The following is a 16,767-nucleotide window of genomic DNA, read 5'->3' as shown; positions in this document are numbered from 1 at the left end:
TATACGGAAATGCCCGGCTGCACCTTTGCACTACAAGCAAGGCTGCCGGGCTCTGGAACATCAAACTACTTCAGTGCAGCGTACAGCTCATTCACTTCTTTGACATAGTCGTCGCCGCCACTGCTTTTCCACAATGCAACAGCATCCTGGAAGCCTTTTTCATCAATTTGCCCCACGATGAATTTGATACGGGCATCATTGATGATGTTATCCAGCTGTGGTCCTTTCTGGGCATACACATCGGAAATCAGTGGTTCGCCAGGATTAGCAATGACGATTTCCTCATTGGCTTTCTGCACCTGTGCAACCTTTTCGCGAACAGGTGTCTGCTGCACACGAAGTGTTTTGTCCTCTGGAATAAACATGAGGATCTGATTCAGACCCTGTACATCTCGCAGCGCCAGTTTGTCAGTGGTCGGAATGACGTAACCCTCTTTTTTCTCATACTGCTTGCCTTCCAGACCGTTCCCTAGCAGCGCCTGCAATTCAGGTTCATTCAGTTGATCCAGGAAACTCAGCACCTTTTTCAGGTCTTCTTCCGTTTTGACACTGCTTTTGGAAATAGCAATCATGCCGGAATAGCCCGAAGTTGGCATATCGCGCAATCCCTTTGGACCTTCCATCGCTTGAAGCACATCCACATGTCCAGTCGCTGACGGATCTTTCTCCAGTATCTTCTGATCCATCCGCTGTGCGTTATCCGCTACATCCACCATGACACCTGCTTGCCCGTTAACAAAAGGATCAGGAAGTTTCGTCGCATCCATCACGGCAAAGTCCTTGTTGACCAGACCTTCGCTATAGATTTGGCGGAAAAATTTCAGAGCTTCCATATATTCTGGAGTCTCATGTGCCGGTATTAAACCTCCGTTACCATCATCGCCCCATTTGTTGGGTGCACCAAACCAAATCTGCATATTATCCCAAGGGCCCGTGAATTTGCTCGCCACCAGACCGTAGGTATCGTCTTTACCGTTGCCGTCTGGATCATCCTTCGTGAACGCTTTCAATACATTGTAGAACTCGTCAATGGTCTTTGGCTCTTCCAGACCGAGCTTCTCCAGCCAATCCTTGCGGATCGTGACTCCGTTACGTCCCAGAGCACGTGCGCGGTAGATGCCATAGGTTTTGCCATCGATAGAAGCATTGTTAGTGATAATTTCATTCATTTTGCTCAGGTTCGGATAGTCTTTCAAATAAGGTCCAAGCTCCCAGAAAGCTCCGGTACGAGCCGCATTAATAAAACTTGGGGACTTACCAAGCACAACCATAACATCTGGCAGCTTGCCCGAGGCCAGCGTGATATTGAATTTGTCCTCATAAGAGCTGCTCGGTACCCATTGCAGATTCACGTCCACCTTGGTCAATTCTTCAAGCTTCTGAACCACAGGGCTGTTATCGGGCGGATTCTCCGCTTCAAAGTTCGGAAGCATAATCGTGATCTGATCCGTGCCTCCCGCAGCTGTTCCTGAACCTGCTTTGTCCGTGGAGCAAGCTCCCAGAACCGTACTCAGTACCAATGATGCAGAGAGTAGCAATGCACCTTTTTTGAATCCCGTCTTTTGTCCCATACGTTCTCCCCCTTGGCTTTAGCCTTTGATTGAACCTAACATGACACCCTTGGCAAAATGCTTCTGCAAAAACGGATAAACCAGCAAAATCGGAATAGTACCTACGACGATAACTGCCATTTTGATCGACTGCTCTGGTGGTTGTACAAAATTAGGGTCCATGTTCGCCATATCTCCGACACTGGCTTGCGAGAGCAATACGATCTGTCTCAGCATGACTTGCAATGGCCATTTGTCACTGTCGGAGATGTACAGGAGTGCCGAGAAAAAGTTATTCCAGTGCCCTACGGCGTAGAATAACGCAAATGTGGCAATCACCGGTTTGGATAATGGCAGAACAATTCGCCACAGTACCCCTAGATCCGAACAGCCGTCGATGCGGGCCGCTTCCTCCAGCCCTGGCGGCATTTGTTGAAAGAAGTTTTTGACAACAATTAAGTTAAAAGCGCTGATCGCGCCAGGAAGCATGAGGGCCCAGTAGGAATTCAGCAGTCCAAGTCCACGAATGACGAGATAGGTCGGGATCATCCCGCCGCCGAACAGCATGGAGAAAATCACCATGTTCATCATGACATTCCGGCCCCAGAAGTCACTTCGGGACAGCGGGTAAGCCATCGTCAGCGTGAAGAAGAGATTGACCAATGTACCTGCAACCGTAACAAATATTGATACCCCTATACTGCGGAAGATGGTGGACGAGGAAAAAATATACTCATACGCACTGAATGAAAACACCTTCGGAATAAGGAAAAAACTGCGTTCGGTAATCTCTGCTTCGGTCGCGAATGAATTTCCTATAATATACAGGAAAGGAAGGACGGTTAATATGCCCAGAATCCCCAGCATGACGTAATTGAAAATATCAAATACTCTGCCGGCAGGGCTGTTGTATAGACGGCTGTTCATGGGCGATTTCCTCCTTATCAATGGATGACGTACATGCTCTTAATAGATTCCGGGATGCCCGAATTTCTTGGCCAGTTTGTTGCTGCCCAGCACCAGAATAATTCCGACCACAGACTTGAATAACCCAACCGCGGTACTGTAACTGAATGCACCTTGCGTAATCCCGACGGTGTATACATACGTATCAAATACATCTGCCACATCACGATTCAGCGAGTTGGTCATCAGATAGATCTGTTCAAAACCGGTATCCAGAAAGTTCCCCAGCCTGAGAATGAGCAAGATGACAATGGTTGTGCGAATCGCTGGAAGCGTGATATGCCACATGCGTCGTAATCGTCCTGCACCATCCACAATCGAAGCTTCATACTGCTCTGTATCCACACCTGCCAATGCCGCCAGGAAGATAATCGTTCCCCAGCCCATCTCTTTCCACATCATCTGAATAATAATGAGCGGACGGAATGACCCCGGACTTGCCAATACATCGATCGGTTTGCCTGTGATCCAGGAGATCAGGTCATAGAGTACCCCACCTTGTGGAGTCAGGAATACATAAGTGATACTCGCGATAATGACCATGGAAACGAAGTGAGGTACATAGACCAGCGTCTGAATCGTTCTTTTGAAGAAAGCGACCCGGATTTCATTGAGTAACAAAGCGATAATAATCGGTGCCGGGAAAAAGAATATAAGATCATATAGGGCAAGGACGAGCGTATTCCTCAGCAATCGGAAAAAGTCTGGATTGGAGAAGAAATTCATAAAGTTCTCCATGCCCACCCATTGACTGTCGCGAATACCCAGAAAAGGCTGATAGTCCTGGAAGGCAATAACGATCCCCCACATGGGCAAGTATTTAAAAATGACAAAGTACAAAAATCCGGGAAGCACAAGCACGTACAGCCATTTATTTCGTTTGATCTGCCTCTTCCAGTTGGACTCCCGCTTCATCGGCAATGCGGCCATTTCCACTTGAGCTGCTGTAGCGCCATTTCCATTCCAGTCCGTCTTCCCGTTCATAATGTCTCCCCTCCCTATTTATGTAAGCGTTATCAATTGACCTGTTACTCAGACTATACAGCTGCCTTGTTTCCGGCAACCTTCATTTTTTGCATGGTTGTGCAAAGTGGTCCGAAAGCCCGCTATAACGCCATTCCTCCTTCAATTTGGATATATTTTGGCAGAGGTTATTGCACATTTTTGCAGCATTATCCTTCTTTGTTTCCGAGATAAAACATGAAAAACCGGAGTCCCATGAATCGGGATTCCGGTCAATGATGAATTCTTATGAACAGGTTTATTTACCTAGCCATTGATCCCGATACTGGCTCGGCGTTAAGCCTTCCTGTTTCTTGAAAATCCGATTAAAGTAACTGTGCTGGTATCCAACAGCGCCTGCGATATCATTGATTTTCATCGTGGTCTCACGCAGCAATTGCTTCGCCGCATCCATTCGTACTCGTGTTAAATAATCAATGAAATTCATGCCCGATACTTGCTTGAATGCCTTGCTTAATGCATAAGGGGTCATCTGCTCCGCATCTGCACAGCTTTCCAGGGAAAGTTCGTTTCTATAATTCTCATCAATAAACAACATCGTACGTTCCACGACCTGCTTCATCGGCTCCTGGGAACGCATCTCGATCTCCTGCACATATGGCAGCAATACTTCTCCGATCATCCATTTCATCATTTGTGCTGGTTCGCGAATCGTAGATAAGCGCTCATACATGTTGCAGCCACCAAACAGCTTGTAAGGCGTTACCCCAGTCTGCAGCATCATATGCTGAATACTTCCCAGCAATTGAAGCATCATCTGCTGCACCTGGAATTCGGAACTGCCTGCTCGGGTGATCTCGGCCATAAATTGCTCCAGTACGCGCTCAGCCTCATTTTTCTTCCCAAGTCTGATCGCCTGAAGGATCTCACGTTCCAGCCCCAATGGGTACGAGGCTTCTTCCTTTCTGCGGAAACATTGCTCATCCTCCAGATCAAGAATCTGGCTCCCGTCTTCCACGCTGCGGTAGGCAACCGCCTGCTCCATCTCCATGAATAATCCCGGCAATTCCTGAGGAGACGCGGCCGGACGGCTCACCATCACGGTCACGTTCATTCTCAATGTCTGACCAATGACCTCCACCAATTCCTGACCCCATAACAATGCTTGTGACTTCACAGGCTCGTCGTCAGGTGCAATCACAAGCATGGCTGAAGACAGGTCGTGAAAGTTCATTACACTAATTTGACTAAAATAATTTTTGGCAACTTCTTCAATGATATTAACCGCCGCAAAGGTAACCAGCCCCGTGTCCTGGCTCCCAAATCTCCCCTGCAGCTGGGCATAGCCCGTAAAATACATCTGAAGCAGCAAAAACTGCTGGTCGTCCACCTCAAACCCAAGATTCCTCATCCGCTGCTGAAGATCCTGCTCATTATAGGCATACAGATGCCCCTGCACCAGTTGTAATACAAAACTATCCCGCAAATGGGGAAGCTGCTCCTGCAATTGCCGGTGGGCGGTCAGGCTCTGCGAGGTCAATTCGTTCCACTGTTGTTCCAGCAGCTGGAATTCATCCAGCCTGGTGTCTGTTGTCGCTTCATTCCTGCCCGGCGTCAATAAATGGAGCATCCTTGCTACGGGAGAATATATTCTGCGTGAAGCAAACCAGGATAATAGCAACCCCAGGACAAGACTGCCGGCACTTGCAATGACGATGATTTTGGACACGAGCTTCACTGGCGAGGTCACCGATGTCAGCGGAGCTGCGGAGACATATGTCCAGTCCGAATCAATTCGACTCAGTGATCCATAGGACACGGAATAGGTCTCGTCCTCATATTTGAACAGGAATGAATGGTTGTCTGCATGCAGGGTTACCTCTTCTTTGAGCTGCTGCTCAAAAGCAAGGTCAGCCTTCCCTGCAACCGGATTACCGGTAAGCAGTGTATTGCCCTGCTGGTCCATGAGGAACGTTAACCCTTCATCATAAGGAGTAAGCGTTTTCAACAAACTGGCGACTTTCTCATTATCCAGCGTAATGATCAGCGCACCAAATGGATTAATGCTTTCACCCGGAATCTTATGTACAAGAACCATTGCATTACCCGGATCGGTATGCAGTATACTATCATTCGTTTGAGATGCTTTATCACTGCTTTGGCTCGCAATCCAGTCTGTCCAATACACATGGTTCCCCATCGTCAGATAGCGGTCGTAGGCCTGTATTTTTGCATCATCCTTCAACTCGTTATAATCCCGATTAAACAAAATCGGTTTCGGTTCCTGTAAATATAGCTGCGCGGATTTGATGAGCGGATGAGAGCCTTGCAGCACGTACAGTGTGGTGACGATCTCCTGTGTTTCGTTGAAATAATACACAAAATCCAGCGTTCGCAGCGCATTGCCAAACCTGGGTTCAAAAGCCCAATGGGACAAGGTCATCTCCAGATAAGCGAGTTGGTCGTCCACGTTGCGCGCCCGGTTCTCAATCTGGCTTTGGTGCATCTGATTAAATTCATTTTCCATCCGACCAACGACCAACTGGTACATCACGATGCCTGTAATCAGTCCGGGAATGCTGGCAATCAGCAAAATAAGCATCAAACTATTTCGATAAAAACGCCCTTTATGTCGTCCTGTGGTTAACCCTGGCCAACGCGTGAGTCTGCTGGAGGGTCTTCCCTTCCTAACTGGTTCCATTAGCGCTCACCTGCCTGTTTGCGTAAGGTCTGACTGTCATGGGAACTCCCTCAACTCCCCTGCGGAATGGTTTACATGAGAATATATGGATGAAATCCGTTTCTTGTATTATACGCATAATTTCCAGGGGAATGAAACGGTATGTATCAGATCATTTTTTAACCAATGTTTTATTAACGCATCAAAATGGATTACAATAGGATAAAGCAAAACATGAAGGAGGCCTTTTAATGAAGGAACAAACTTATTTTCAAGAAAATAGAGAGAAACACCTGGCAGAATTGAATGAATGGTTGTCCATTCCAAGTATTTCAGCCATTTCGACGCATAAAGAGGATATTAACCGTGCAGCACAATGGGCTGCAGATGCACTCACTCGTGCAGGTATGGAAAATGTAGAGGTTATTCCAACAGCGGGACATCCGATTGTATATGCAGATCACCTGCATGCACCCGGCAAACCTACTGCACTGATCTATGGACACTATGATGTACAACCTGTCGATCCACTTAACCTGTGGGAAACACCTCCATTCGAACCTACCGTTCGTGATGGCAAACTGTTTGCACGTGGTGCTACGGATGACAAAGGACAAATCTTCTTACATATCAAAGCGGTTGAAGCACTGCTTGCCGAAAACAAGGAACTTCCCGTTAATGTGAAATTCTGCATCGAAGGCGAAGAGGAAATCTCCAGCCCGAATCTGCCGATCTATCTGAATGACAATACAGACAAGCTGCGTGCAGACATGGTACTGATCTCGGATACGTCCCTGCTCGAAAAAGGAAAACCGGCAATCTCCACAGGTCTGCGTGGTCTTTGCTCACTCGAAGTGGATCTGAACACAGCCAATACCGACCTGCACTCTGGTTCATTTGGAGGCGGTGTACCGAACGCACTGCACGCATTGGTATCCCTGCTCGCTTCGCTGCATGATGAGCAAGGCCGCGTAAGCGTAGATGGTTTCTATGATGGCGTTCTGCCGCTCTCTCCTGAGATGAGAGAAGAGTTCGTGAAGCAAGGCTTCAATGAAGAACAGCTTCGTCAAGACCTCGGACTGGAGCAATTGTATGGAGAAGAAGGCTACTCGTTCGTTGAACGTGTTGGCGCACGTCCAACGCTGGAACTGAATGGCGTATGGGGCGGATTCCAAGGTGAAGGCACCAAAACCGTTATTCCGAAGGAAGCTCATGCCAAAATTACATGCCGCCTTGTTGCGGATCAAGATCCACAGCAGGTGCTGGACCGTATCGAAGCACATCTGCGCGCTCATGTTCAACCAGGCGCAACGCTACATGTGAAACAGATTGAGAAAGCCTTTGCGTTCAACACTGATCCATCTGATCCAGTACTGCAAAAAGCAGCTGATGCCTATGAACAAGTGTACGGCGTTCGTGCCCTGTTTACGAAAGATGGCGGCTCCATTCCGATCGTGGAGAAACTTTCACGCGTGCTTGGTATTCCGGCTGTTATGATGGGCTTCGGTTTGCCAGATGAGAATCTGCATGCACCGAATGAGCATTTCAACCTGGAGAATTTTGATAAAGGGTTGTTGACGATTGTTCAGTTTTTGAAGAGTTTGTAAAGTTTAGTTCATTTCAAAAATAAGTGCTGGTCAGCGTGCGAAGTGGCCGTTACGGATACGAATCGTTCTTTCGATCGCTGTTATCCCCGGATTTCTTTGATTCCCTTTTGACAAAGGTGAAATCTGGGGATAGCATATGCTTCCGAAGTAGCTTTCTTGCAGAAAGCTTTTAGGCGAACGCTTCGCTTCTTCAGAATCGATTTCGTCTCCTTCACTACTTTGCAGCTTTTCCATGACTTATTTTAAGATTGAACCTACTTTACAAATGAAGGATAGTAGGTAGATATATAGATAGATAAAAGGGGTGTGCCGTCTATATTCATGACGGCACGCCCCTTTTATAATTGGTGCGACAGATTCGTTAGCGTTGTGACTAGAAGAAGTATACAAACTTCCGGAGACATCCTCTAGATTTTAATCCTGTATCCTCTACTTATGAGCGAAACGTTGTGAAATTTAACATATGCACAAGCTGCATCATGTGCGTGATTTCCTGCTGAACTTCAGAGGTGTCTGTACCAGCCATCGCCAGATTGGCCCGCAGCGTTCTACGGGTGTTCAGCATACCGTCGATTAACTTCATGACCGTGTTGCGTCCACGATGATCCACAATCATATACTTTTTGCGTGCATCCAGCTCCACCCATACGATATTGCTGAATGAGGTGAACAGGTGTCTACGGTACTGCTCCATATCGGTCTCATTGTAGTGCTCGCCATAAAAGGCATAATATCCGTGTACGTGCAGCTTTTCCGCCAGCTCTGTGATGAACGGGTCGAATTCGAGCATAGCGTTACGTTCCATGTTTCACGCCTCCGTAATGCGTGATCCGCAGATCCCGGCTTTTTTGAGATCTATTTTAACACATTACGCAAGCTATTGCCTGTTGAGGCACACGACAACACTACAAATGTAGAATTAACCGCCGATTCGTCTTCCCTTGACCCACACTTCCTCAATTTTCAAATCACCATTCAACAAAACGACGTCCGCCTGTTTGCCTTTAGCAAAGGAACCCGTGCGGTGATCAATGCCGAGCAGACGTGCCGGCGTCAGGCTGGCTGCGCGTGAAGCTGCATTCAGATTCAAGCCTACTTCCTGTACCAGATAGCGGAAACCACGAATCATCGTGAGCGTGCTTCCTGCCAGTGCGCCTCCGTCTTTCAAACGTGCCACACCTTTCGTAACAATCACAGGCAGATCGCCAATTTTGTATTCACCATCATCCAGCCCGGTAGCAGACATCGCGTCTGTGATTAACACAAGCTGATCTGCTTGTTCTTTCAGTTGAGCCAAAATAGACATCGCCGCCGGATGCACATGGATACCGTCTGCAATGACCTCTGCACTGATGCGGGAATCACTAAGCACTGCGCCGGCAGCTCCGGGATTGCGGTGATGCAGCGGTGTCATCGCATTGAATGTATGCACGGCATGGTGCAGCCCGGCTTCGACCGCAAGCTGTACTTCTTCATAGGTCGCATCTGTATGTCCTAATGCCGCTGTAATTCGCTGCTCACGCAGCCACGAAATGACTTCGAGCGCTCCCTCACGTTCCGGCGCCAGGGTGACTTGACGAATCAGGCCCGGATATTGTTTTTCCCACGCCTCAAGCCAGGACACATTAGGCAACACGATATGATCCGGGTTTTGTGCGCCGGGCCACTTAGGACTGAAAAACGGGCCTTCCAGATGTACACCTTCCAACTGTGCAAAAGGCATGTCACCGGAACGATAACTATCCACTTCAGACAATACCCGATCGAGACTGTCTTTGGGCGCTGTCATGGACGTTGCGAGCATTGCAGTAGTTCCCTGTGTGCTGTGGAATGAAGTGATTTTATCCAATACTTCCTTACTTGCGTCCATAAAATCTTCTCCATTACCACCATGTACGTGGATATCTATAAATCCAGGCACAATGACGCCATGTTTGGAAACAGGCACAGATACGGCTTCACGGCGAATCTGTTCAGATAGTCCCTCGGGTGCGCCAGCATAAAGGATTTTCCCTTCTGTCCAGACGAGTACACCATCCTCCATTACACCATCGGGCAGTACGATTTTACCTCGAAGAAGAGAAATGTTTTTTTCACTCTCTTGCTCCTGGTTTTCCATAGGTTCTACGTTCATTTCACCAACCTCCCCGCAGCACGGTCCAGCAATACCACCACATTGGGATGACATTGCAGCAGCGAAGCGGGACATTGTGTTGTAATCGGCCCCATAAAGGCTTCACGAATAATTTCGGCTTTCTCCTCACCACGGGCGATCAGCAAGATTTGTTTGGCTTTTAGAATCGTACCTACACCCATCGTGATGGCCTGAGTCGGAACTTCATCAATATGATTAAAAAAGCGGGCGTTTGCTTTTCTTGTCTCTTCTTTGAGATCCACCACATGTGTTCGTCCTGTGAGTTCGGTTCCGGGTTCATTGAAGCCAATGTGGCCATTATGCCCGATACCCAACAGTTGCAGATCTACTGGTCCACGATCATCAATCCGTTGTTCATAGGAAACACACTCCTCATTTAAATCCGAAGCCTGTCCATTCGGCACCTGGGTTCTGGCGAGATCAATATCAATATGGGAAAACAATTGTTCATTCATAAAGCTGCGATAGCTTTCGCGATGGTCTACAGGAAGACCGACATATTCATCCAGATTGAAGGAAGATGCCTGCGCAAAGCTGACCAGACCTTTTTGATACAAAGCAATAAGCTGTTTATAGATACCCACAGGAGAACTTCCAGTCGCAAGCCCCAGTACAGCCCGGGGTTTCGTCTGTAGCAAACTGGCAATCACACCTGCACCCGTTGCGTTCAAATCTTCTTCATTTTCAAAAATACGTATATTCATCTTCTTAGGCACCTCCGTTATGTTGAACTCGATAAGACTGTACATTGTGATACGATTGTTCCAATTTGGGGATAAAACGGTCAAAGTCGGCACTAACCATGCCCGTGAACAGAATATCGACGACATGCAGCAGTGCAATACGTGAAGCCATATCCCCGCGCCTCATGCCTTCTTCCAACGAGGACGTAAAGAGCGGAATATCCGACACCGCCGCGAGTTTGTTATTGCCATAGGATGTCAGTGAAATGGTAGAAGCTCCCGCATGTTTGGCACAATGCAAGGCATCGATCGTCTCCGGTGTTTCACCCGAATAAGATACCGCCATCGCCACATCTCCTTCACCCAGTGAAGAAGCCGACGTAATTTGCATATGTGAATCCGAGAAGGCAGTACAGCTTTTGCCGATCCGCACAAGTTTCTGGTAGAAATCCTGCGTAACAATGGAAGAGGTTGCGACACCGTAGAGATCAATACGACGGGCATGACATAGTAACTGAACTGCATGCTCCAGCCTTCCTAGATCCAGCAAACGGGTGGTGTCCGCAATGGATGCAATATGATTGGCTTCAATGGCTTCCACAATTTTGGATAAAGGATTACCTGCCACGATATCCTGATATGCTGTTTCATTGGTGGAATGGGACAATTCTGCGGCCAGCTTCATTTTGAAATCAGGAAAACCTTTGAAATGGAATGATTTGCAAAAGCGGGTTACCGTAGCCGCACTTGTTCCGCTTTGCTGTGCAAGATGGTTAATGGTCCAGCCAGGAATATCAGATGGGGACTGTAAAATCACCTCTGCAATTCGTCGTTCCTGAGACGGAAGTTCATTCAGCTCTTGCTGCAACGCATGTAGTATGGCTGCCATGGGCTCTCCTTTTATGAAAATTATTTTTATTAATTCATTATAAATAAAGAAAATTATTTTTATATTTTCATTTTAATCAATACGTTGTTGCAAATCAAGAGGATTTTAACCATGTATTCACGGTATGTATGATAAATTTTTTAAAAATGTATCTTCTTGATTACGGAGTGGGATTCCGCTTATATTGGAGATAAACCTTGAAGTGAATGTGGACATTTCATTTCTAAGGAAGGAGTACACTCGATGAATCGACGACAACGTCAAAAAATGATTCCTTCCACCTGGATTATTGCCATAAAACAGACCGAAGCTCGTAAATACTATGTCCTCTATGCCATCGACTGGAAGCGTGGAGCGCGACTGAGCTGGGAAGGTTGGAATAACCTCGCAGACTTGCTGCAGTTTCATATTCCAATCAAACGTAAAACTGGCGGTTCAAAATCTTCCTTCCAACCTCCTGCCAAAATTGCAAAAAAAGCACTCTATCTGCACTTAGATGAAACACAATACGGTGAATTGGAGCAGCTCTTCTATCAGCCTTTTTCAAAGAAACAATGGAGATCCTTTATTGAGGTGCATTCCAATAACCATATGTAGGTGAACCCTTATGCCATATACGATTACGGCTGTGATTCCCATCACGCTCTGCCCGTAGCAATCTGTACCCTTGGAATTTCTGCGGGCTGAGCCTTTCCCAAGGGAGCGTGATGATCCATGAAATCTCAGCAAAGAAATCAAGCCTATTACAGGCATCACAGAAAGCGTGTTATTCAACGAAAAAAACAGCTTGCTGTACGATACGGTTGGTCCTACAAGTTCGAAGGTATTTTTGCAAAAGGGAAAATACATTGTTCCTGCTGGTGGTGCTGCGAAAAGACAAAGCGGCTAGGCTATCGAAAATCTGAGCTAAGCAGAATAGCGGACTGCAGTCAGCAGCTTCTGAATCCAGACTTCTGAGAATATCTATTCAAAACAAGCGATTCCTTTACTTTTGGAATTCGCTTGTTTTTGCTTTCCACCTAAAACAAAAAAGCCTTTCCCCATTCTTCATCATGAAGAATAGAAAAAGACTTTCATGCTGCTTCAATCAACTGTGCAGTATCGCGTCAGATCTTCAGTTCTCCGAGCTTAATCAGCTCGACAACTGCTTGCGAACGACCCTTAACATTGAGTTTTTGCATCACATTCGAAATATGGTTGCGCACCGTTTTCTCGCTGATGAATAACTGCCCTGCGATGTCACGCGTCGTTTTGTCCTGAACCAGTAATTCGAATACTTCGCGTTCACGGTGGGTCAACAGAAATTTGCTTTTATGATCGATACCCTTCAATGTTCACCCCTCCTTGCCTGGGTTGTGTTGGTGTAACAAGGTTAAGGGGATACAGTCAACTCATCTTATGTAAGGTCAAGGGCGTTGGTTCAGTTTTATCAAAAAAATGGGCAGTGAATTGCAATTTGAATGAATAATCACTATGAAGGTCACAAACGTAGTAATCTGAAATCGTCAATTGGGACTAAGTATCATATGGGCATACTATGAATCATCTTCTTAATCGTTATTATCAATATTCCTTTTAAAAAAACATGCCCTCGCGACTAATGTTAACCATCAGCGCAAAGGCATATTGTTCAATCTAAATTACCGATTCATGCGATTCATCATGCCGTCTTTGTTATTACGATTCATGATGCCATCATCAAGCACGCCGTCTCGGTGATTTGTGTTCAACGCATTCGTTGGGAAAATACGTTCAACCATCGATTGGAACGTGTTAATCATGCCGCTAACCGGTTTGCCGTTACGGATATCTGTGGCGTAGCTCTCCACATGTTGTACAAAGTCCGGGTTAGCTGATACGTATACGTTCTCCACGTGAGGTGCAAATTGTTTGATTTTCGCCGAGATTTTGGATTTAATCTCTTCGGAGGTGTTATCATCCGTGCTATCAATACGCGATGTTTCACTCTTCATTCCGTAGCGACCTTCGCTCATTGTACGTGGACCTTCTGTGATTGTACGTGCATTGCCACTGTTGGTTAGACCACGCATCATTCCATACGATCCAGTTCCCATGGTTCCATAGATGCTGCGGTCATTGCCCATGTGGCTGCGATCCGTAGCTGCATCCGTGTTCAATCCCGGAGCTATGCCGCTGGTGCTGTATGGAGACATGGTTCCATTACCACCATTTACACGCAAACCGCCCATATCCTGACCCATGCTTTCTGTACGCATAGTGCCATTTGCACGGTTACGCAAAGATTTGCTTTCCAATTTGCCAGTGTGACCATCTGTCAAACGGACTGCAACATATGCGTTACGATCAGTCAGCATAACACTTGCGGACTTTACTTCCTTCATTTCTGAAATACGTTTAGCCAGCTCGTCACTTGATTTCAGGTCAGTGACGTTATGCGTCCGATAGCTTTTCGCACGAATACCATCCATCCCATTGGACTCAACACCATAACGGTTGATGCCTTTCACTTCGTGACGAACACTTTGGGTATGCAGATTGTTATCTTTTGTGCTCGTTCCACAACCCGTCAATCCAGCCATTACGAAGATTGCAGTAGACAAAGATAAGCTGATTGCTGTCGCCTTTTTGGCTGCTGGCATGTCTCATCCTCCAATTATGTTGGTTTTGGTCACAAGGATAGGATGCTCTTCTGTACAATGCGATATGCTGAAAGGATATGGAACATTAGCCTCCTTTATCTGGGCTCAAACGATTTCTTTATTACATAAAAAATAAAAAAAGCGATGCTTGCACAAAGTGCAGCACCGCTCCATATAACCTTCGATTTCCTGTTCTAGTGTGAACCTTCATTATCATGTTGAAGGAGCCATTCACTTAATTGGATGTGGAGGAGGAATTCGCATCAGCATCAGCATTATCTTCACTCGAAGATGATGTTACATCTGATTCTGATTTTTTGATCGAATTCGGAAACTGCTCTGCTTCCTTCAAACTAGCTGCATCCATTGGATAGGCCCACTGACCGTCCGGCGTGACTACCCAGATCTGATCCGGTTCTGATGGAATAGTAAGCCCTCGGTACACATCCGTAACAGCTTCTCCATTAACCTTTTGCTCAACGGATAAAGTAAAGCGTGGCACGGTTCCCTTCAGTTCAGAAGCTTTGCGCACTTCGTCAGCTGTGGACAGGTTTTTGATTTTGCCAATCAGAGATACAGCATCTGTAGCTTCAATCGCTTCACCATTAAGCGTCCACGTCTGATCTGCCGCACCCTCCTCTGACGAAGATTTGAGCATCCAAGTGGCTGCTTCGCCTTCCCATTCCAATGTAATGACATTCGTTTCATCCAAATTAAACGGAGTCGTATCCAGCAGATCCTGCCGTGATAATTCTATATTGCTGATGGATTCCGTCTGTACAGCTACAACAGGTCCGGAGTCTACCCGTACATAACGAGCGTCAGCAGCTGGCAGCTGGCCACCGATGCTCAGTTTGATCTCACGGTTATCGTTTAGCTGGATATCGAGCAACGTTGCATCTGAACCCAATCCATACTTATCGAGGTCCTTCGGCTCCTTCTCTACAACCAGTTCCTGATCCGCACCACTTAAGGCATCAAGCCAGCTGCTAACCGTATACCCATTCAAAGGATAGGCCTTGGGTTCCACCATACTCCATACACCATTCTTTAGTTCCAATTGTGAAGATGAGGGTTTTGAAGCACCTGATGTGTCTGTATTGTTATCATGAATCGTGATCGACTGTATATCGGCAGACTTTATACCGAGCAACTTGACCTTCTCCGCTTCCTCTTCACGAAAATAATTTTGACTGGCCGCATAGACCCACCCGATAATCAAGACCAATAAGACTAAAATCGTTGGGACCCATTTTTTCATACACGTCTGCGCCTCCACCATAAGAGTACACCTATCATAACAAAGATGAGCGGGAATGCGACAATCGCCACGAAGAAAATGGTTCTGGCTTGTTTACCATCCAGATACGCCGTTTGATAACCGGATTGCACCCGTGGCCGAATCGTTACTCCATCTTCTTTTTCACTTAAATAGTTGACGGTATTCAAAATAAAATCTCGGTTACCACCGTTCACTATTTCCGAGTCCTGCATGAAAATGGATGATCCCAGAATTACAGCCTTCGGTTTGCCATCTGTTGTATCCGCCGCATATCCAAGCTCAACAGGACCTTGTACATCCTGATCCGGATCGTTGGTTGTTTCGTTTTGCAATAAACCTGCAATATTAGTCTCGCCATAACTGTCATTCGATGAATGAATAAGCGGCGACAACGTGTATTTATCCTGCTCTTTGCTCGTCAAAGCAATGGACAGGGATAACATCGGGTACAGTTTGCTTTCTGATAGTTTATCCGTGATGGCATGTGTGCCATACTCCGGCACAACCCACAGTGGGCCCATTGTGCTGGCCTGCTGGTTATCCACCATGACTGCATGCTCATCAACCACACCATAATCCGTCATGAGTGCATCGATATTTTTCCAAGTCAACTTCATGTCTTCGTGAAAACCGAGGGATAACAGCAATTTACCGCCGTTACTCAGATATGTCCGAATAGCTTTCAGTTCAGTATCACTAATATCCCGCTGTGGCCCAATAATTGCGAGTACGTCCGCATCTTCTGGAACCTGACCTGCCTGATTCAGCTGAAGTTCTTCTGTCGTGATATTATTCTGTTCCAAAGATGAGCGCAGCGTAGTCAGTTGATCCAGGCCAAGCTCCTCATGTCCTGTCAGGAAGACCATTTTGTGCATCTCCGTTGAAGACAGATTCATTAGCGCTTGTGTCAACTTTTCCTCACCTGTGAACTGGTACGATCCATCGCTTCCATCCCCGACAGCCGTAAACAGACTGGCGATATCAATGACTTTATATTGATCGCCCTGCTCTAATACAATGGAACTGCCTGTGATACCATATTTGGAGGCCAGCGTAGGCTCCTGCGTCAGATTATATTGCTTCATCGTCAGTTTGCTGTTGCGTTTCGTATATTCCTGAACCATATCCGATACTTCCCGGTTCAAGACCGTATTATTCGCATTTTCGACGGTTAACACCAGAATGTTGACGTCTTCCTTTACATTTTTGATCGCGGTAAGAGACTGGTCAGACAAGGTATATTGTTTATTCGAGGTCAGATCCAGTTGGAACCCGCCAAGCGAATTCAGAAACAGGGTCAGCAAAATAAAGATGCCAATCACCGCTACAGATAGCACGGTACTGTTGGTATGACTCAACCATTTTTTCATC

The 16,767-nt window shown here is 46.6% G+C and carries 15 protein-coding genes; 2 read left to right on the top strand and 13 right to left on the bottom strand.

The features are described from left to right. Positions 1-65: 65 nt before the first annotated feature. The 4 genes from HP548_RS06245 to HP548_RS06230 all read right to left on the bottom strand — a co-directional run bounded on the left by HP548_RS06245 (position 66) and on the right by HP548_RS06230 (position 6,180). Positions 66-1,571 (bottom strand): extracellular solute-binding protein, encoded by a 1,506-nt coding sequence (locus HP548_RS06245; protein WP_076290818.1) that lies wholly within the window; start codon positions 1,569-1,571, stop codon positions 66-68. Positions 1,572-1,589: 18 nt separating this feature from the next. Then, complete coding sequence (locus HP548_RS06240) at positions 1,590-2,477, bottom strand: carbohydrate ABC transporter permease (RefSeq protein ID WP_175381177.1); 888 nt, start codon at positions 2,475-2,477, stop codon at positions 1,590-1,592. 39 nt (positions 2,478-2,516) lie between these two features. Continuing rightward, the gene (locus HP548_RS06235) at positions 2,517-3,446 is read right to left on the bottom strand and encodes an ABC transporter permease (RefSeq protein ID WP_076290959.1); all 930 of its coding nucleotides are present in this window, start codon (positions 3,444-3,446) and stop codon (positions 2,517-2,519) included. Positions 3,447-3,777: 331 nt separating this feature from the next. Beyond that, complete coding sequence (locus HP548_RS06230; RefSeq protein ID WP_175381176.1) at positions 3,778-6,180, bottom strand: AraC family transcriptional regulator; 2,403 nt, start codon at positions 6,178-6,180, stop codon at positions 3,778-3,780. A gap of 230 nt (positions 6,181-6,410) precedes the next feature. On the opposite strand from HP548_RS06230, the gene HP548_RS06225 reads away from it, so the two are divergent. After that, a complete protein-coding gene (locus HP548_RS06225) occupies positions 6,411-7,766 on the top strand; it encodes a dipeptidase (protein ID WP_099858092.1) in 1,356 nt (451 codons plus the stop codon). 30 nt (positions 7,767-7,796) lie between these two features. Here HP548_RS06225 and HP548_RS06220 read toward each other — a convergent pair whose 3' ends face one another. From HP548_RS06220 to HP548_RS06200, 5 genes are all read right to left on the bottom strand, one after another. Then, positions 7,797-8,000, bottom strand: coding sequence for a hypothetical protein (locus HP548_RS06220; RefSeq protein WP_175381175.1), 204 nt, complete (start codon positions 7,998-8,000; stop codon positions 7,797-7,799). A 199-nt stretch (positions 8,001-8,199) separates the two neighbouring features. Further along, positions 8,200-8,571, bottom strand: coding sequence for a hypothetical protein (locus tag HP548_RS06215; protein ID WP_053783145.1), 372 nt, complete (start codon positions 8,569-8,571; stop codon positions 8,200-8,202). Positions 8,572-8,685: 114 nt separating this feature from the next. Next, the gene (nagA, locus tag HP548_RS06210) at positions 8,686-9,900 is read right to left on the bottom strand and encodes an N-acetylglucosamine-6-phosphate deacetylase (protein ID WP_246317952.1); all 1,215 of its coding nucleotides are present in this window, start codon (positions 9,898-9,900) and stop codon (positions 8,686-8,688) included. Further along, on the bottom strand, positions 9,897-10,625 hold the full coding sequence (nagB, locus tag HP548_RS06205; protein ID WP_099858091.1) for a glucosamine-6-phosphate deaminase: 729 nt from the start codon (positions 10,623-10,625) through the stop codon (positions 9,897-9,899). Before nagB ends, nagA begins: the two co-directional genes overlap by 4 nt. A 4-nt stretch (positions 10,626-10,629) precedes the next feature. Then, on the bottom strand, positions 10,630-11,493 hold the full coding sequence (locus tag HP548_RS06200; RefSeq protein WP_175381174.1) for a MurR/RpiR family transcriptional regulator: 864 nt from the start codon (positions 11,491-11,493) through the stop codon (positions 10,630-10,632). 243 nt (positions 11,494-11,736) lie between these two features. Here HP548_RS06200 and HP548_RS06195 point away from each other — a divergent pair, with 243 nt between their 5' ends. Beyond that, complete coding sequence (locus tag HP548_RS06195) at positions 11,737-12,090, top strand: hypothetical protein (protein WP_175381173.1); 354 nt, start codon at positions 11,737-11,739, stop codon at positions 12,088-12,090. A gap of 509 nt (positions 12,091-12,599) precedes the next feature. Here HP548_RS06195 and HP548_RS06190 read toward each other — a convergent pair. The 4 genes from HP548_RS06190 to HP548_RS06175 form a co-directional block, all read right to left on the bottom strand. After that, complete coding sequence (locus HP548_RS06190; RefSeq protein WP_017692532.1) at positions 12,600-12,824, bottom strand: helix-turn-helix domain-containing protein; 225 nt, start codon at positions 12,822-12,824, stop codon at positions 12,600-12,602. Between the two features lie 309 nt (positions 12,825-13,133). After that, entirely contained in the window at positions 13,134-14,114 is a 981-nt protein-coding gene (locus HP548_RS06185; RefSeq protein WP_175381172.1) for a YhcN/YlaJ family sporulation lipoprotein, read from the bottom strand. Positions 14,115-14,349: 235 nt separating this feature from the next. Beyond that, a complete protein-coding gene (locus tag HP548_RS06180) occupies positions 14,350-15,375 on the bottom strand; it encodes a DUF4340 domain-containing protein (RefSeq protein ID WP_175381171.1) in 1,026 nt (341 codons plus the stop codon). After that, complete coding sequence (locus tag HP548_RS06175; protein WP_175381170.1) at positions 15,372-16,766, bottom strand: GldG family protein; 1,395 nt, start codon at positions 16,764-16,766, stop codon at positions 15,372-15,374. Before HP548_RS06175 ends, HP548_RS06180 begins: the two co-directional genes overlap by 4 nt. Position 16,767 lies beyond the last annotated feature (1 nt).

This window comes from Paenibacillus taichungensis, assembly GCF_013359905.1.
In the GTDB taxonomy this organism is placed as follows: domain Bacteria; phylum Bacillota; class Bacilli; order Paenibacillales; family Paenibacillaceae; genus Paenibacillus; species Paenibacillus taichungensis.
Note: the sequence above shows the minus strand (reverse complement) of the source record. Positions and strands in the feature narration are given on the sequence as shown.